Raw genomic sequence first — 15,566 nt, 5'->3', positions numbered from 1 at the left:
GACACCGGCAGGACCTGCCAGCGACCGCCGGGTGTTTACTCCCGGGCGTCGAATCCGGGGCCAATGGACGACAGCATTCTCGAGACGATCGGCTCGCCGCTGGTCGAGATTGACTCGCCATCGGGCGCGACCGTCGCCGCCAAACTCGAATCGTTCAATCCCGGCGGGTCCGCAAAAGACCGACCTGCACTCGGGATGATCGAGGCTGCCGAGCGCGACGGCGACCTCTCTCCAGGTGACCGGATCGTCGAACCTACGAGCGGGAACACCGGGATCGGCATCTCGCTGGTCGGGGCCGCGAAAGGCTACGACGTAACGATCGTCATGCCCGACGACATGTCCATCGAGCGCCGCCAGCTGATGGAAGCGTACGGCGCGGACCTCGAGTTGATCGAAGGCGACATGACGGACGCTCGGGATCGCGCGGACGAACTCGAAGCCCAGGCGGGCATGGTACAACTCCGCCAGTTCGAGAACCCCGCGAACCCCAAGGCACACTACGAGACGACCGGCCCGGAGATCGTAGAGCAAGTCGGCGACCGCACGATCGACGCGTTCGTCGCCGGCGTCGGCACTGGCGGGACGATCAGCGGGACGGCCCGTCGGCTCCGCGAGGCGTTCCCCGACGTGGACGTCGTCGCCGTCGAACCCGCCGAGAACGCCGTTCTCTCGACGGGCGAACCCGGGGACGACGACTTCCAGGGGATGGGTCCGGGCTTCGTCAGCGAGAACCTCGACCGGGACGTCATCGACGAGGTGCGGACCATCGAACTCGCCGACGCGGAAGCCGAGTGCCGTCGCCTCGCCCGCGAGGCGGGCATCCTCGTCGGGCAGTCCAGTGGCGCGATGGGCGTCATCGCCCGGGAGGTCGCCGGCGAACTGGCCGATCCTGACGCCGAGGAACCACCGTTGGTCGTGACCGTCTTCTGGGACAGCGGCGAGCGGTATCTCTCGACGGGTCTGTTCGACTGAACCTGGCTATCCCGAACACTCCGCCGATTTTCGCGTCGTGTAATTACCTGACATGGTTTATGGTAGTAACCCACATTATCACGAACAGCGATGGACCGAATCACCGTGCTCTGTGTCGACGACGAACCGGATCTCGTCGTGCTGACGGCGTCGCTGCTCGAAGCTGCGGACGAACGGTTCGAGACGATCACCGAGACGGATCCGCGTGCGGCACTCGAACGCCTCGAGAGTGCATCGGTCGACTGTGTGGTGAGTGATTACGATATGCCCGAGATGGACGGCCTGGAACTGCTGGGCTCGATTCGGTCCGAGTATGCCGAGCTGCCGTTCATCCTGTTCACCGGCAAAGCGGAAGCACTCGCCAGCGCAGCGGCTGCCCACGAGGTGACTGACTGCGTCCGGAAAGCGACCGACAGCGGACAATTTGAGCGGCTGGCAGCGCGGATCTCGAACGCCGTTATGGGCGCGCCCCGTCGGTCTCAAACGTCTGTCTCGAAGTAGCGGTCCGCTCGCAGCGACCGCCAATTCACCGCGAGAATGCGCGTTGGGTAACGCGCAAGACGACGGTCTCTTCGACCGTCCGGAGATCGTATTCCGGCATCGAGCCGCCCGTCCGCGTGACGTACATCGGCTCGACGAGGCGCGGGGCAGTGGCGTCGGTGTGCTGTCGACCGCCTTCACCTTCGTCGGGCACTTCGTCGGATGCATCCGTCGTCGCGGGCGACTCGGCTGGCTGCTCGACGCCGTACACCTTGAGATAGCGGCCGGACGCCTCTGGTTCGATCTCGCCGTCCCGGATCGCGGTCGCGAGGTCTCGGGAAAGCCATTCGGCCTCGCTGATACTCGGCTCGTGCACCAAGACGGTGTCGACGTACCGAACGAGATACCAGTTGAGGTCGTTCAACAGGGACACGGCCGCGCCGAGGCTCACCGTCTCCAGTTCGATCGCGTTGTGGAACGGTTCGGCGAGCTCGTAGGTGGCGAGGGCGTGCCGTGCGGTCTCGTGGCCGAGTAACGTCTGCCGGAGGGGAACGTCGTCGTTTCCGAGCAGACAGACCCGTGTCATGCACGCGGCACAACGACCCGCCGGCCCAAAGCGGTTTCGTCACCGACCGGCCACTGGCGTCTCGTCGTACGCTCTCACGTCGACGACAGCCGGATCACGAGCGGCGGATTCAGCCATCGCCAGCAACTCTTCGGGTTCGGCTGAGACTACCGACATCGGCGTACCGGCTGTCTCCGGCCGCGACGGCGCGACGCGGTTACACCCCGCCGGGACGGTCGCGTCGTCGTAGGTTCCAAGCTCGCGGGCTCGCTCGATGATGTCTGTCTTGTCCATCGTGAGCAACGGCCGGTGGATCGGCAGGTCGGTGACGACGTCGGTCGCCGCGAGGTTGGCGGTCGTCTGACTCGACTTCTGGCCGATCGCTTCTCCGGAGACGATCCCCACGGCGTCGTGCTCGCGGGCGACGGTTTCGGCGGCCCGATACATGAACCGACGCAGCGAGAGCATCCGGGTGGCGTCGGTCTTCGCGACGAGTTCCTCGACAGCCCTTCCGCCGTCGACGACCCTCAGCTGGAGGTCGAAGTTCGGTGCGCGCCGGGCGAGTGCTGCGACGGTCGTCTCCGCGCGAGCGCGGTGGTCGGCACCGCCGTAATCGCCGAGATCGACGTACACCGGAAGTATCGGTGCGCCGCGGGCCATGACCTGCCAGGCCGCGACCGGCGAGTCGATCCCGCCGCTGACCAGCGCCACCAGTGGTTGCTGCGTCCCGAGCGGTAGGCCACCCGGTCCAGCCCGTTTCTCGACGAAGACGAACGCCTCGTCGGGTCGACAGTCGACGAAGGTAGTGAATTCGGGATCGTCCAGGTCGACTTCCGGAGTACCGCCCCCGTCCTCGATCGCGTCCCAGATCGCCTGGCCGCCCTCGGATTCGAGATCGCGACTGGAGAAGTCGTGGGCGTCGGCGTTCCCGGCCCGTCGAGCCTCGACGGCGAACGGACCGCCGTCGTGGCAGGCCCTGGCAGTTTCCGCGAGTGCCTCGGTGATCGCATCGAGCGTCGGCTCGACCGATCGGGCGGGACTCGCCGAGACCACGCCAGGGGCCTCGACAGCGGCCGCGGTGGCGTCCTCGACGGCCGACTCCTCAGTCCGGATGTACAGCCGATTGCGCTGACAGCCAGTGTCACCCGGCAGGTCGCGATCCGCGAGCAGGGCGTTGAGGTTCTCCTGGAGTTGAAACTCCATTTTCATCCGAACCTGGTCGCTCTTGACGCCGACTTCCCCGTGGCGGACGACGACCACGTCGGCTCCTGGCGGGTGCATCTACCGCGGGTACTCGACGGGTGAATAAACAGGCTTCGACACCGATCGAATTGGGCGTGTCTGGATCGAAGTCAGACGCCGAGCCGTCTCAGAACGTCGACAGGTCGCCCTCGATGACGCGCTCGGTGACGCCCGTGATATCTTCGAGTTCGTCGTCGATGATCGCCTCGACCTCGTCCTCGACGTCGGTGATCGCCAGACCGCCCTCGGTCACGATGGTGGCGTCGGCGACGTGTGGATCGTCGATCGGCGAGCCGATCTGGCTGAGGAGTCGGACCTGCAACTGTCGGATGCCGTCGACTTCGCTCACGACCGACTTGGCGATCTCGGTGCTCAGGAGGTTGTAGATCTTCCCGATGTGGTTGACGGGGTTCTTCCCGCTGGTCGCCTCCATGCTCATCGGGCGATTCGGCGTGATGAGGCCGTTGGCACGGTTGCCACGGCCGACCGAGCCGTCGTCGCCCTGCTCTGCGCTGGTGCCCGTCGTCGTGAGGTAGATCGACCCCTCCTCGTAGTCGTCGGCGGTGTTGACCTGCACTCGAACGTCTCGATCCGTGTACTCCGTCGCGAGATCGGCGACGTACTCCCGGACGCCCTCGACGGCGTCGCGATACTCGTGGATGTCGTTGACGTGCGCGTCGACTGTCGCGGCGGCGACGGTCACGTCGATCGCGTCGCCTTCGCGCTTGCCCATGACCTTGATGTCCTGGCCGATTTCGGGGTGTTCGTCGGTGTAATCGCCGTTGATCCGTCGCTCAGTATTGAGCACGATCTGTTCGGTCTCGGTCAGGGGCGCGTGGCCGACGCCGTAGGACGTGTCGTTGGCCATCGGGACCGCGCCGTCCTCGCCGAAGACCTCCTGGAGATCGCCGCTGCCCTCGCCGAGTCGGACGTCGACGATCACGTCCGAGCCGACGTCGAGGTGGGGGAACGTCTCGTCGAGGTACTCGCGGGCCGCTTCGAGCGCGATCGTGTCCGTCGGGATGCGCTGGCCCTGGTATTCCTTGGTCGCGCGACCGACGAGCAGCAGATAGATCGGTTCGATGACTTCGCCGCCGCCGAAGGCGGGCGCGGACGTTCCGGCCACGAGTTGGGTCTCGTCGGTGTTGTAGTGCAGCACTTTCCCGACGCGATCGAGGTACGCCTGTGCGAGCGCCTGGGAGACAGCCTCGGCGAGCCCGTCACAGATCGAGTCCGGGTGACCGATTCCCTTGCGCTCGACGACTTCTACCCGCTGATCTTCGACTGCTTGCCCGCTCGCCTGCGTGATCCGAATGTTCCGTTCACTCATTACCAACCCGTAGCCAGCCCCGGCGTCTATAACTTACGGAAACCTTCTGGCCCAAAACGATTACTATGGCTCATTATCGAGCAAGAGGCCGAGATACGACGTCCGGATCTGGTCTTCGGGGTCGAGGCCGAGGTCCCCTAGCAGTGCTGTCGCGGCTTCGCGTGCGGCCTCGATGTCGGCCTCGGTCTCGACGTCGGTCTCGACTTCGAGGAACGCCCCGAGATCGGCCACGTCGTCGAGCGTGACGGTGAACTCCCGGAGCGCGTACTGGTGGCGTTCTTTTTCGACGGTGGCGACCGGTTCGAAGCCGAGTCCACGGAAAATCGCGTCAGCCGTCTCGCCGTCGGCGACGGTGGTCTCGTGTTCCTCGCGAGTCTTGGAGGTGGCGTCGATCTTCGGGCCTTTGTACGTGATTTTCGCCGTGGTGTCGCCGTGGACGTGTTCGCGCCGGACCCGGAATGCCTCGTCAGTAGCGGCGAAGTCTCGATAAGGGGGCTCGTAGTAGGTGTCGACTTGCCGGACCGTCCCGAGCGGGTCGGCTCCGGCCGAAAGCAGCGCCTCCCGTGCCCGCTCGTGGTCGGCGCGGACCTTGAGTTCGACCTCGTACATGCCACGACGGAACGGTTGCCCGGGCAAAAACGGCTCGACTCGGCGTCTCGGCAGTCTCGGCCCGCGAGTCGGAAACGTTGTCCTTAAGAGCGAAACGAGTGTCGGTTGGGGTATGAGCGACGATTCAGCGGCCGACGAGGCCGACGCCGAGACCGAGAACGACGCCGAATCGAGCGGCCTCCAGGACGGGGACTTCGTCACAGTCGCCTACACCGCCCGGACCGTCGAAGGCGGCGATCTCGTCGACACGACCAGCCAGGACGTCGCCGACGAAGAAGGCGTCGGCGAGGACCAGGAGTTCGAACCGCGAACGATCGTCCTCGGTGAGGGGCACATCTTCCCGGACGTCGAAGACGACATCACCGGCAAAGAGGTCGGCGACGAGGGCACGGTCGTCGTCCCGGCTGGCGACGCCTTCGGCGAGTACGACGACGAGGAAGTCCGGACCATCAGCGCCAACAAGATCGACGAGGACGACCGCTATCCCGGCGCGGCCGTCACCATCGACGGCGAACAGGGCTACATCGAGACGATCATCGGCGGGCGGGCCCGTGTCGACTTCAACCACCCGCTGGCCGGCGAGGACATCGAGTACGACTACGAGATCCTCGGCACGGTCGACGATCGCGAAGAGAAAGCCGCGAGCCTGCTCGACACCATGCTCGGCATGGACCTCGACGTCTGGTTCCAGACCGACGTCGAGGAGGAAGAGGAGATCGTCGAGGACGCCGACGACCTCGAAGAAGCAGCGGAGGAAGCGGACGACGAGGACGGCCCGGTCACCGAGACCGTCGAGGTCGAGAAGGACACGCTGTACATCGAGGCGACCCCGCAGCTCCCGATGAACCAGCAGTGGATGTTCCAGAAACAGCAGATCGCCCAGCAGTTCGTCGAGCTGCTCGGCGTCGACCGCATCATCGTCCAGGAGACCCTCGGCGAAGGTGCGGGCATGATGGGCGGCATGGGCGGGATGATGCCCGGCATGGGCGGCGGTGGCGATGTCGAGGACGCACTCGAGGACCTCGACGTGGACGTCGATGCCGACGAACTCTCCGAAGAACTCGACGTCGAGGAGTAACGCCGACGGGACCACGGCTTTCAGTTTGCGACGCCCGTCGCCGAGCCGATCGCCCACGAACAGTTCCACCTCTCTTGCATGACGATCGTCGATCCCCGCGACCGAGACGGCGTGCTCACAACTGAGAGCCGTGAGCAGATCGATGGGGACGCGTTCGCGGACGCACTCGAGTCGGAACCCGTTCGATCGGGCTGGGTCGTGGTGGCCTTGACGTTCGACGCGGCCGGTCGCGTGTTGCTGATCGAAGAGCCTTGGGCCGACGGTTGGCTCGCCCCCGGCGGCGCACGCAAACCAGGAGAGTCCCTCGACGCGGCGGTCAAACGGGAGATCGGCGAGGAGACCGGCGTCGAGGCAACGCCGGTCGCTCCCCGTGCAGTCGACGAGTTCACCTTTGAGCACGAAGGGACTGGTGAGACGGTGGGCTGGACGCTGGTCTGCTTCGAAGCCATCGCCGACGATCCCGAAATCGACCGCGATCCGTCCGTCGACGACGAGGAGATCACCGACATCCGTTGGTTCGACGACCTGCCCGAGAACGTCTTCAACCCGGACTGGATGGTATCCGCTTACGAGGAGTGCGTGAACGGGCTGTGACAAGGGTTTGATTTCGGGGTCTGCTGTAGACTGCCAGTGAATCTTCCAAAGAGGATTCGTACGATAAGCCCTTCTTGAATCTGCTGATCACTGTCTCTGCGAGTTGAGTGCTGGCATTCGCGCGAGCGGAGCGAGCGCGATTCACTCCGAACGCGCCGCGGCGCGTTCGGAGGTGTTTTTGATCGAGCTTTTTGCAAGGTGGGTTCGCGCAGCGAACCCACCGCAGTAAAAAGGTCGTTAGGCGATATCGCGGCTGGTGTCGATGCTGACTTCCTCGACGAGGTCGAGTTTGATGACGTTCGTCGGCGCGCGGCCGCCGCGGAACTTCGGAATCGCGAGTCGGTTCTCGACCTCGTCGTTGGAGATGGTGGTATCGAGGTCGAAGACGACGTCGGCGAAATGCTCGGTCGTATCACGGAGCGGGGGGACCGATCGACCGTTCAGACAGTGCAGGACGGCGAGGCTACCCGTATTGAATATGTGGTTCTGGAGGTCGTTCATGAAACTACGGAACCGCGAGGGCGGTTCCTGCGATTCGAGGACGTCCAGCGGATCGATGATGAGGTTCGACGTCTCGGGGAGCGCGCTGACGAGTTTGCCCGCGTTATCCAGCGGCGCTTCACCCGAGACGTGCCTGATCGTCGGCTGGCCAGTCGCGGTCGGTGACTGTTCTAAACTGTCGCTGATCGCCTGCTCGGAACGATCGAGCGAAAGGTACAACGTCCCCCGAGTTGCAGTCAACTCGTACAGAAATAACTCGGCCTGGCTCGCCGGCGTGGCGTTCATCACGACGATGCTTCCAGCCGGGATCCCCCCCTCGAGTTTCCGATCGAGTACGTCGATCCCGGTCCGGAGCCGATCGGACATAGATCGACCGTAACTATTATCCCCACCTGATTAAATATTCCGGATTTCAGCGTCACAGCGGGTACACGGCGCTGAAACCGTGGTTGAGAAACAGCAAAAGCGAGAGACTCGACAGTGTTCGGGATCGTTTTCGTGCACAGTTTCCCACGGGCCGGTGTGTCGGGAGATTGAATAGCCCGGCGGTCAGGACTCAATGCAATGCGTCACGATCACATCATCAGCGCGAAACAACTCTCTCGGGCCGACATCGAGGAGGTGCTCGACCGGGCGGCCGAGATCGCGGACGATCCGACCGCGTTCGGCGACCGTCATCCCGGCGCGTTGCTCGGCCTGTTGTTCTTCGAGCCGAGCACGCGGACGAAGATGAGTTTCACCGCCTCGATCAAGCGACTCGGCGGAGATATCGTCGATATGGGCCCCGTCGAGTACTCGAGCGTCAAGAAAGGCGAGAGCCTTGCGGACACCGTCCGCGTCGTCGAGGGTTACGCTGACGCGCTCGTCTTGCGCCACCCGATGGAAGGGTCAGCGACGATGGCCAGCGAGTTCGTCGACGTGCCGCTGATCAACGCCGGCGACGGGGCCGGTCAGCATCCGACCCAGACGCTACTGGATCTCTACACGATCCGGGAGAACGCCGGTCTCGACGATCTCTCGATCGGGATCATGGGTGATCTGAAGTACGGCCGCACGGTCCACTCGCTTGCGCACGCGCTGACGAACTTCGGCGCGAGCCAGCACTTCATCAGCCCGGAAAGTCTCCAGCTCCCGCGGAACGTCCGGTATGACCTCCACGAGGAAGGCGCGACGATCCGGGAACACACGGAACTCGATCCCGTCCTCGACAGCCTGGACGTGCTGTACGTGACCCGAATCCAGGAGGAACGCTTCCCGGACGAGAGCGAGTACCGCGAGGTCGCCGGCGAGTACCGGATCGACGCCGAGACGCTCGAAGAGGCGCGCGAGGATCTCACAGTTTTACACCCGCTTCCGCGGGTCGACGAGATCGATCACGACGTCGACGCGACGGATCACGCAGCGTACTTCGAGCAGGCACACAACGGCGTCCCAGTACGGATGGCACTGCTCGATCTCGTCCTCGGTGGTGAGTCACAATGACCGACGACCAGGAACTTCGTGTCAGCAAGATCAAGAGCGGAACCGTCATCGATCACGTCACCGGCGGCGCAGCGATGCACGTGCTCTCGATTCTCGGCATCGAGAGCGGCGGCGGCGAGACCGTCAGTATCGTGATGAACGTCCCGAGTGACCGACTCGGCAAGAAAGACATCCTCAAGGTCGAAGGGAGGGAGCTGAGTCAGGCGGAGGTCGACGTCCTCTCGCTGATCGCACCGGCGGCAACGATCAACATCATCCGGGACTTCGAGGTCGTCGAGAAGCGCCGCGTCGCTCGACCGGACGAAGTCGTCGGCGTCCTGTCGTGTCCGAACCCCCAGTGTATCACGACCGAGGACGAACCGGTCGAGACCAGATTCGAGGTCCTCGAGGACGGCGTCCGGTGCCAGTACTGCGATACGATCGTTCGACAAGACGTCGCCGCACTCATCGACTGACCCAGCGAGCCAGCCGAGAAATGATACTGCCGGCTGTACGTTCGTAACGATATTCGCCACACCGGGGTGGCGAATTCCGTCAGTCTGTCACAGCCGGCAGTATGAGATGGCGCCTCGTTAGCCGGTCAGGACACCCGGACCCAGAACTGTTTTATCGCCGCGGAGCCAGGAAACAGGTGATGTCGAAAAAGAAACTCCTGATCGCCCTGGTCACCCTCGCGATCGTCGCGTACGTCCTGAAAGAAAAACGATAACGTCGCGTCTGTACTGCTGTATCGGCTCTCGGATAGGGGATGGGAGCTAGTTTGCTCCCGACCCGGTCTCGTTACTCCAGCCTGTGTTCCCGGAAGCGAACGAGCACGTCACGGTCCCGCGTGTCCTCCGGCAGTGACCGAAACCATGCGGCGTCGGTGATCTCGTCGTCGGGATCCGCGACCGACAGCGCCGTCTCGGTCGCTTCGGCCTCGTAAATCGGAAGCACACCCCAGGTCTCGTACTCGTCACAGTAGAACTGGACGCGCCCGAGCAGGGCGAGGTCCTCGAAGGCAGCCTCGATGCCGGCCTCCTCTGCCAGTTCGCGCCGGGCGGCTTCCCGGAACGTCTCGTCGGGACCGACCTCGCCGCCGGGAAGCACCCACTTGCCGACGTCGTCGTGTCGGACGAGCAACAGCGCACCGTCGTCTCGATGGACGACTGAGTGCGCGCCGTAGGGGAGGCCGTTGTCCTGGACCCGTCCGGTGATCGTCTCGAAGCGGGGCCGAGAGACGTATCGGGTCCGAGTGAATTCCATGACGCCGTCTTGGTCCTCGAGGAGCCGATGGTAGGTCTGTTCGGCTTCCTGCTGGGCCACGTCGGCGCGATACCAGAGATCGTCGACGACTGTCATCGCCCGGCAGTCACGTCGGGTGGGTTTCGGCTGCGATCCGACCGAAGGGGGAGAGGCTCGAAAGGAATCATACGAGCCCATTCGACGGTCGACGACTTAAGTGTGTTCGACAGATGGGGCGGGGAAGCTCTCCCAGGCCGTATCAGTTCCCTTTTTACCTCCGACCCGACTAACGTCATCCATGGCATTCGAAGAGGACGATACGGTCGTGCTACACGACGAACACAGCGACTACGACGGCGAGACCGGGACCGTCACGCAGGTGATGGAGACGATGTTCGGCGACGCGACCTACACGGTCAAATTCGAGGAGGGCCAAGAGCAGGGCGTACCGGACGACGCCCTGGAGGCCGCCCCGGACGAGGAAGCGCCCGACGCCGAGGACGAGGCATCCGCCGACGAGACTGACGGCGACGACGACTGATCGGATGTCGTCCGTCCCCTTTCACTACGTCGACCTGCGGGCGTTCTGTTATGCCACGGAGGACAGCGCGCGCGTCGAGTCGGCTCTGCGGACGCTGACTCCCGAAGAGGTTGACATCGAACGGACCGAGAGCGAGGGCCATCACGGCGACCGCATCCTCGTGCTCTCGACGCGCTTAGAACGGGCGGACGAGATCAGACATGTCCTCGCACAGCTATCGACGCTCGAGGAATCCGACCGCGAGGGACTACTCAACGAACTCGTCGATCGGATCGACGACAACACGTCGTTTTTCCTGACACTCTCGAAGCAAGCGGCCTTTTCGGGCCGCGTCGAGCGCGGTGACGGCATTACGCTCCGGGGGAAAGTCGAGGCGTATCCGGCGACGAAGGATCGTGCGATCGAACACGTCCGTGACGCCCTCGAGACGCTGTGATGTACGAGGCGGCCCACGCTCAACCGGAGGGAGAAAGCACCGTCGCCCGCCTCGCGCTCACGGCCGCCGAGTACGGCTACGACGGACTCGTCGTCCGAAATCACGGCGACGCGTCTCCCGAGTACGACCGGGCGGATCTCGCCGAAACCTATGGAATCGACCTCGTCGACGGCGTCGAGATCCGAACCGATGATCCCTCACGTGCCAGCGGATTCGTCGGCAACCATCGGGATCGGCGGACGATTGTCGCCGTTCACGGCGGTTCCGTCGAGCTGAACCGCTTCGCTGTCGAGCAGCCAGCGGTCGACGTGCTGGCCCACCCGCTTTCGGACGACGGTGACGTCAACCACGTCATCGCCAAGACGGCGGCCGAAAACGGGGTTCACCTCGAGTGGTCGCTGCGGGAGGTTCTCAGGGCCGACGGTGGTGCTCGCGTCGAGGCGATCCGTGGACTCCGCAAGCTACGGGAACTCATCGAGCAGTACGACGCGCCGTACGTCGTCAGTGCCGACGCGACCTCACACCTCCAGTTACGTGCGCCGCGCGAGGTGGGCGCACTCGGGGCAGTTCTCGATTGTTCGCCCGAGTGGATCGAAGCGGGCCTGTCTGCCTGGGGAGCGATTGCCGACCGGAATCGAACGCGAACGAGCGATCGGTTCGTCGAACCCGGCGTGCGCCTCGGTCCTGACGGGGATGGGGAATCCTGATCCGGTCGAAATTACGTTTGACCGTTTGAACTCGCCGTCTCCGGTTCCCTGCGTCGATAGAGTTGATCGAGCACCATCCCGGCGTGTGAGGAGAGCAACTCGAGGAGCTGTTCGTCTTCGGCGGAGAGTTCAGTTGTGATGTCCCCGACAGTCACGAGGACGCCCGTCGTCCCGACCGTGTTGTCTAAGCGAACCGTCATCGACCCAAAGTGCTCGAACGTTGTCGATGGATCGCCCGTGTGTTCGTGCCCGTAGACGACCACGTCGTCCTGGTCACCTCCTGTTCTCGCCAGGCGTCGTATCTCGTCGTCGGACACGGCTGCGACCGTGCTGCTGACGATCCGTTCGTTGTCGGGTTCGACTTCGACGTACGCGGTTTGATCGAGACCGAGCAGCGAGGAGACGGCCTGGATGCAGAACGCGCCGACCTCCTCGACCGACGACGACTGAGCGAGCGCCCGACCGTAATTGTTGAGGTCGGCGGCCTTGCGCGCGAACGCTTCCGTTCGGTCACGTTCGCACTGGAGACGGCGGCGATGGTGTCGACTCCGGGCGTCGTAGAGGCCGACGAGCGTCCCGGCGATCGCTCCGACCGTCACGCCGTCGATCGCTGTATACGTTACTCGCTGTAGCGTCCCGGGGGCGACACGCTGACTGAATAGCATCAGCGCCACGACCGCCGTGAACAGGAGCGTTCCCCCAACCGCCCAAGCGGCGATCCGGGGGAGGTCTGCCTCGTACTCGGTCGAAGTCGCAAGCCAGTAGCCGGCGAACGAGAGCGTCAACCCCAGCATCGCGAACGGGATGCCGTCGACGAGGATCGCGACCGCAACGTCGGTCTGTTCGGTCGCGTGGACGAGTTGAATGCCGGCCAGCAGCAGGCCGACGATGCCGAAGGTAGCCCCGTAGAGATGATGTCGTTCCATACGCCCACGTGGGCCACCGGCCCATTGAGCGTTCGGGTGAATAGTGTCGAGTCACGGGATTTCTTCTCCCCCTGTCGCAGTACGTTCCCGCAGAACCAGAAGTACCGGAAAGATTATCCTGTATCGTGGTTAATTGTAGCTCACGGCGGACGGCGGCGTCACGGTACGCACCCGCCAGGAGGACACATATGGCAACATGGTACTGTAAGGACTGCTCGGAGTACATCGACGAGCGGATGGCGTCGTGGCACGAATCGCAGGGACACGCGGTACTGGGCTACAGGGCCCCGGAGTCGATGGAGGATCGACATCTCTGGAGCTCCTGAGCGTCGGAGAGTGTCCGTTTCGCCGCGCTGTCCGGCGCGGCACCGCTGTCGATACCCGACGTGACGTCGAACGCTTATGAGGAAGCAAGACGTCTGGAGAGCCAGGCGGGCCGCCACTGATGAGCACCAAACGACAGTTAGCCCAGCGACTGGGAGTCCTCACCGGGTTCGACGAGCCGGACGCGTCGCTCGAACAGTACCGGACACCCCCGGCAGTCGCCGCATATCTCGTCCATCTGGCGGATCTCAACGGCGACGTCGCGGGACGAACGGTCGTCGATCTGGGGTGTGGGACCGGAATGCTCGCACTCGGGGCAGCCCTCCGTGATCCTGCTCGCGTGGTCGGCGTGGACATCGATCCGAAACCGCTGTCGACAGCGCGCGCGAATCAGGACCGAATCGGGACCGAGACCGCAGTCGCCTGGTTGCGGGCTGACGCGACCGATCCCCCGCTCTGTCTGGCTGAGCCAGTCACGGTACTGATGAACCCTCCCTTCGGCGCGCAGTCCGGCAACGAACACGCCGATCGGCGGTTTCTTGGGGCCGCCGCGGAGATATCGACGGTCTCGTACTCGATCCACAACGCGGGCAGCGCCGACTTCGTCGAGTCCTTCGCCGCCGACAACGGCGGTGAGGTCACGGCCGCCTACCGGTCGACACTTTCGGTCCCACGGCAGTTCGCCTTCCACGACGACGACGAGCGCGACATCGACATTGAACTGTTCCGGATCGAGTGGTGACCCGCCGGCTCACGGAGATAGTCCAGAGCCCGGTTACTGTCGGGTCGGTGGCACCTGTCGGTTGGCCACGCGAATACGCGTCCCGTCGATGCTCGCATAGAGGTCACGACCAGTCCGGTCGAACCTGACCCCGCCGACGGTCGCATTGCCGCCGTTCCCGGGAACTGCGACCGTGCCGAGCGTCTGGTTGCCCCGTCTGACGGCCACTTCGAACGCGTCGGCCGCCGGACGGATCGCGATCGTTCGATTGGCGAGTCGGAGATCCGCGACCGCTGGTGTGGACGTGTGGACAAGGCGCTTCTCGTCACCGTCGGGATCGAGGAACACACGATAGGTGCTGTTCCCGCCGACGACCGACCACCCTGACCGGGTCGCCCAGACCGAGGTGCGCCAGCCGACACCGCCGACGAGGACGCGACCACTGCCGCGTGCTTCCAGGGCGCGTTTGGAAATCGCACGTCGCCAGAGGTGGCGTTTCTCGCTCGTGACGATCACGCCGCTCGTCTGGACCTGTGTGACCTGCTCGAGGAACGGCAGATCCAGGACCGCAATCTGGCGGTTGGTGACGTTCTCGGCGTAGGCGATCTCGTAGTCGTTGACTTCGACGGCGTCGTCGGGGAGGCCACCGCCGGCGGGGGCAACGAGGTTCAAGGTTGCTCCGACAATCGACATCGTCACCAGCACTGCGAGCAGCACGCTCGCCGCGATCTGCCACCGTGGCGTCGGATCGACCAGCCGGTCGACCTGTGGGAGCGAGGCGAACGCAGATCGGTCTGATCCAGCGACGAGGGCGACGATCAGCCCGGCGAGGACGAACACCAGCGTCGTCCCGACCGCCTTGAACTGGACGTACTGACCATCGCCCAGGAACCAGTAGACCCGCCAGAGCCCGTTGGCGATGCCATAGATCATGGCCGCGAGCCAGATCCGCGCTGGATTCGTGGTCGTCCCGCGGAACCGGACGACGAGTGCGGCGACGAACACTCCAAGCAGGAAGCCGAAGACGTGGCCCTGCACGGCGGTGCTCGCCCACCAGACAGAATCGTAGCTGACGCTCGCCTCCGCGATCGAGTACGGCGAGGCGAACGCGGTGTAGACGTGTCGGAGGCGAGTCCAACCGGCGACCGCGACAATCGTCGAGACCGGGTAAAAGACGAGTGCGAATCCGGCTAGCGCGTAGGTCACGCCCGAGAAGCCGATGATCGGCCCCCAGGAGAACGCTGCCGTGAGTAGCCCTGCGAGGAGCATGGTCGTGAAGAAGATTGCAACCCGGACGAACGGATTGCTCGACCACGACGCGAACGACGCGCTGCCACGCTCGGCGGGGTAGTGACTCCAGGCGTACTCCGCGATCGATCCGAAGACGAGGCCGGCCCAGAGGTTGCCGACCAGGTGTCCCCAGCTCACGTGGGCGAACCCAGCCGTGAGGACTCCGAGTGGGTAGGCGTACGAGGTTGCCTGAAACGGCAGGCTGACTGGATCTCGGAGGTTCCCCAGTCCGCCCTGGACGAAGAGGTACACGCAGACGACGAACGCCAGGCCGAGAAGCGTTCCCCAGGGCAGGCCGAGAACCAGCCGCGACCGGAGGCGCTGGCCCCACTGGCCGTGGGGACGCGCCGTTCGATAGAGCACGATCACGGAAACGAGAATGCCTGTCGTCAACAGCAGTTGCCAGGCCACGAGCGGGACGGCCTCGATCGCCGATCGAACGCCGCCCGTCGCCAGCGGGAACGCGATCGACGCCCACGCCATCGACGACATACACGGTCACAGGGGGCTTGCGGGTTTATCACTGACGCCCGGGCCCGGCTTG

General features: G+C 64.4%; 19 protein-coding genes. 11 read left to right on the top strand and 8 right to left on the bottom strand.

From position 1 onward, the window contains the following. The first annotated feature begins 63 nt into the window (after positions 1-63). Together HTIA_RS13255 and HTIA_RS13250 are read left to right on the top strand one after the other, a co-directional pair. Complete coding sequence (locus HTIA_RS13255) at positions 64-972, top strand: PLP-dependent cysteine synthase family protein (protein WP_008525480.1); 909 nt, start codon at positions 64-66, stop codon at positions 970-972. Between the two features lie 90 nt (positions 973-1,062). Continuing rightward, a complete protein-coding gene (locus HTIA_RS13250; protein WP_008525481.1) occupies positions 1,063-1,473 on the top strand; it encodes a response regulator in 411 nt (136 codons plus the stop codon). A 25-nt stretch (positions 1,474-1,498) separates the two neighbouring features. Here HTIA_RS13250 and HTIA_RS13245 read toward each other — a convergent pair whose 3' ends face one another. The 4 genes from HTIA_RS13245 to cyaB form a co-directional block, all read right to left on the bottom strand. Continuing rightward, positions 1,499-2,038 carry a DUF5804 family protein gene (locus HTIA_RS13245; RefSeq protein ID WP_008525482.1) on the bottom strand — a complete coding sequence of 180 codons (540 nt, stop codon included), beginning with the start codon at positions 2,036-2,038 and terminating at the stop codon, positions 1,499-1,501. 39 nt (positions 2,039-2,077) lie between these two features. Beyond that, entirely contained in the window at positions 2,078-3,298 is a 1,221-nt protein-coding gene (locus HTIA_RS13240) for a tRNA sulfurtransferase (protein ID WP_008525483.1), read from the bottom strand. Between the two features lie 88 nt (positions 3,299-3,386). Beyond that, on the bottom strand, positions 3,387-4,589 hold the full coding sequence (locus tag HTIA_RS13235) for a methionine adenosyltransferase (RefSeq protein WP_008525486.1): 1,203 nt from the start codon (positions 4,587-4,589) through the stop codon (positions 3,387-3,389). 63 nt (positions 4,590-4,652) lie between these two features. Beyond that, positions 4,653-5,198 carry a class IV adenylate cyclase gene (gene cyaB, locus HTIA_RS13230; RefSeq protein WP_008525487.1) on the bottom strand — a complete coding sequence of 182 codons (546 nt, stop codon included), beginning with the start codon at positions 5,196-5,198 and terminating at the stop codon, positions 4,653-4,655. 112 nt (positions 5,199-5,310) lie between these two features. On the opposite strand from cyaB, the gene HTIA_RS13225 reads away from it, so the two are divergent. After that, complete coding sequence (locus HTIA_RS13225; RefSeq protein ID WP_008525489.1) at positions 5,311-6,276, top strand: FKBP-type peptidyl-prolyl cis-trans isomerase; 966 nt, start codon at positions 5,311-5,313, stop codon at positions 6,274-6,276. Between the two features lie 78 nt (positions 6,277-6,354). Next, positions 6,355-6,870 carry an NUDIX hydrolase gene (locus HTIA_RS13220; RefSeq protein ID WP_008525491.1) on the top strand — a complete coding sequence of 172 codons (516 nt, stop codon included), beginning with the start codon at positions 6,355-6,357 and terminating at the stop codon, positions 6,868-6,870. Between the two features lie 237 nt (positions 6,871-7,107). Here HTIA_RS13220 and HTIA_RS13215 read toward each other — a convergent pair whose 3' ends face one another. After that, entirely contained in the window at positions 7,108-7,737 is a 630-nt protein-coding gene (locus HTIA_RS13215) for an RAD55 family ATPase (RefSeq protein WP_008525494.1), read from the bottom strand. A gap of 198 nt (positions 7,738-7,935) precedes the next feature. Here HTIA_RS13215 and pyrB point away from each other — a divergent pair, with 198 nt between their 5' ends. Both pyrB and pyrI read left to right on the top strand, forming a co-directional pair. Continuing rightward, positions 7,936-8,853 carry an aspartate carbamoyltransferase gene (gene pyrB / locus HTIA_RS13210; protein WP_008525496.1) on the top strand — a complete coding sequence of 306 codons (918 nt, stop codon included), beginning with the start codon at positions 7,936-7,938 and terminating at the stop codon, positions 8,851-8,853. After that, a complete protein-coding gene (gene pyrI, locus HTIA_RS13205; protein ID WP_008525497.1) occupies positions 8,850-9,308 on the top strand; it encodes an aspartate carbamoyltransferase regulatory subunit in 459 nt (152 codons plus the stop codon). The genes pyrB and pyrI overlap by 4 nt, the downstream gene beginning before the upstream one ends. Before the next feature lie 325 nt (positions 9,309-9,633). Here pyrI and HTIA_RS13200 read toward each other — a convergent pair whose 3' ends face one another. Further along, positions 9,634-10,194 carry an NUDIX hydrolase gene (locus tag HTIA_RS13200; protein WP_008525499.1) on the bottom strand — a complete coding sequence of 187 codons (561 nt, stop codon included), beginning with the start codon at positions 10,192-10,194 and terminating at the stop codon, positions 9,634-9,636. Positions 10,195-10,375: 181 nt separating this feature from the next. Here HTIA_RS13200 and HTIA_RS13195 point away from each other — a divergent pair, with 181 nt between their 5' ends. From HTIA_RS13195 to HTIA_RS13185, 3 genes are read left to right on the top strand one after another with little or no spacing between them, the layout of a single operon-like run. After that, on the top strand, positions 10,376-10,618 hold the full coding sequence (locus HTIA_RS13195) for a hypothetical protein (RefSeq protein ID WP_008525500.1): 243 nt from the start codon (positions 10,376-10,378) through the stop codon (positions 10,616-10,618). A gap of 4 nt (positions 10,619-10,622) precedes the next feature. Beyond that, positions 10,623-11,054 carry an RNA-binding protein gene (locus HTIA_RS13190; protein WP_008525501.1) on the top strand — a complete coding sequence of 144 codons (432 nt, stop codon included), beginning with the start codon at positions 10,623-10,625 and terminating at the stop codon, positions 11,052-11,054. Then, complete coding sequence (locus tag HTIA_RS13185; RefSeq protein ID WP_008525502.1) at positions 11,054-11,761, top strand: RNase P subunit p30 family protein; 708 nt, start codon at positions 11,054-11,056, stop codon at positions 11,759-11,761. Before HTIA_RS13190 ends, HTIA_RS13185 begins: the two co-directional genes overlap by 1 nt. Positions 11,762-11,772: 11 nt before the next feature. On the opposite strand, the gene HTIA_RS13180 is transcribed toward HTIA_RS13185, so the two are convergent. Then, positions 11,773-12,687 (bottom strand): hypothetical protein, encoded by a 915-nt coding sequence (locus HTIA_RS13180; protein ID WP_008525503.1) that lies wholly within the window; start codon positions 12,685-12,687, stop codon positions 11,773-11,775. A gap of 188 nt (positions 12,688-12,875) precedes the next feature. Between HTIA_RS13180 and HTIA_RS16705 the strand changes: the two genes are divergently transcribed. Beyond that, positions 12,876-13,013 carry a hypothetical protein gene (locus HTIA_RS16705; RefSeq protein ID WP_021029398.1) on the top strand — a complete coding sequence of 46 codons (138 nt, stop codon included), beginning with the start codon at positions 12,876-12,878 and terminating at the stop codon, positions 13,011-13,013. Between the two features lie 119 nt (positions 13,014-13,132). Further along, a complete protein-coding gene (locus HTIA_RS13175) occupies positions 13,133-13,753 on the top strand; it encodes an METTL5 family protein (protein ID WP_008525504.1) in 621 nt (206 codons plus the stop codon). A gap of 33 nt (positions 13,754-13,786) precedes the next feature. Here the strand turns inward: HTIA_RS13175 and HTIA_RS13170 are convergent, their stop codons facing one another. Further along, positions 13,787-15,514 carry a rhomboid family intramembrane serine protease gene (locus HTIA_RS13170; RefSeq protein ID WP_020936454.1) on the bottom strand — a complete coding sequence of 576 codons (1,728 nt, stop codon included), beginning with the start codon at positions 15,512-15,514 and terminating at the stop codon, positions 13,787-13,789. Positions 15,515-15,566 lie beyond the last annotated feature (52 nt).

This window comes from Halorhabdus tiamatea SARL4B (assembly GCF_000470655.1).
Taxonomy (GTDB): Archaea; Halobacteriota; Halobacteria; order Halobacteriales; family Haloarculaceae; genus Halorhabdus; species Halorhabdus tiamatea.
The sequence above is the reverse complement of the archived record's forward strand: the minus strand, read 5'-3'. Positions and strand labels throughout refer to the sequence as shown.

Excerpts from the sequence above, each read along its gene's own strand:
- HTIA_RS13255 (WP_008525480.1), top strand. The coding sequence starts at position 64 with ATGGACGACAGCATTCTCGAGACGATCGGCTCGCCGCTGGTCGAGATT.
- HTIA_RS13250 (WP_008525481.1), top strand. The coding sequence starts at position 1,063 with ATGGACCGAATCACCGTGCTCTGTGTCGACGACGAACCGGATCTCGTC.
- HTIA_RS13245 (WP_008525482.1), bottom strand. The coding sequence starts at position 2,038 with ATGACACGGGTCTGTCTGCTCGGAAACGACGACGTTCCCCTCCGGCAG.
- HTIA_RS13240 (WP_008525483.1), bottom strand. The coding sequence starts at position 3,298 with ATGCACCCGCCAGGAGCCGACGTGGTCGTCGTCCGCCACGGGGAAGTC.
- HTIA_RS13235 (WP_008525486.1), bottom strand. The coding sequence starts at position 4,589 with ATGAGTGAACGGAACATTCGGATCACGCAGGCGAGCGGGCAAGCAGTC.
- cyaB (WP_008525487.1), bottom strand. The coding sequence starts at position 5,198 with ATGTACGAGGTCGAACTCAAGGTCCGCGCCGACCACGAGCGGGCACGG.
- HTIA_RS13225 (WP_008525489.1), top strand. The coding sequence starts at position 5,311 with ATGAGCGACGATTCAGCGGCCGACGAGGCCGACGCCGAGACCGAGAAC.
- HTIA_RS13220 (WP_008525491.1), top strand. The coding sequence starts at position 6,355 with ATGACGATCGTCGATCCCCGCGACCGAGACGGCGTGCTCACAACTGAG.
- HTIA_RS13215 (WP_008525494.1), bottom strand. The coding sequence starts at position 7,737 with ATGTCCGATCGGCTCCGGACCGGGATCGACGTACTCGATCGGAAACTC.
- pyrB (WP_008525496.1), top strand. The coding sequence starts at position 7,936 with ATGCGTCACGATCACATCATCAGCGCGAAACAACTCTCTCGGGCCGAC.
- pyrI (WP_008525497.1), top strand. The coding sequence starts at position 8,850 with ATGACCGACGACCAGGAACTTCGTGTCAGCAAGATCAAGAGCGGAACC.
- HTIA_RS13200 (WP_008525499.1), bottom strand. The coding sequence starts at position 10,194 with ATGACAGTCGTCGACGATCTCTGGTATCGCGCCGACGTGGCCCAGCAG.
- HTIA_RS13195 (WP_008525500.1), top strand. The coding sequence starts at position 10,376 with ATGGCATTCGAAGAGGACGATACGGTCGTGCTACACGACGAACACAGC.
- HTIA_RS13190 (WP_008525501.1), top strand. The coding sequence starts at position 10,623 with ATGTCGTCCGTCCCCTTTCACTACGTCGACCTGCGGGCGTTCTGTTAT.
- HTIA_RS13185 (WP_008525502.1), top strand. The coding sequence starts at position 11,054 with ATGTACGAGGCGGCCCACGCTCAACCGGAGGGAGAAAGCACCGTCGCC.
- HTIA_RS13180 (WP_008525503.1), bottom strand. The coding sequence starts at position 12,687 with ATGGAACGACATCATCTCTACGGGGCTACCTTCGGCATCGTCGGCCTG.
- HTIA_RS16705 (WP_021029398.1), top strand. The coding sequence starts at position 12,876 with ATGGCAACATGGTACTGTAAGGACTGCTCGGAGTACATCGACGAGCGG.
- HTIA_RS13175 (WP_008525504.1), top strand. The coding sequence starts at position 13,133 with ATGAGCACCAAACGACAGTTAGCCCAGCGACTGGGAGTCCTCACCGGG.
- HTIA_RS13170 (WP_020936454.1), bottom strand. The coding sequence starts at position 15,514 with ATGTCGTCGATGGCGTGGGCGTCGATCGCGTTCCCGCTGGCGACGGGC.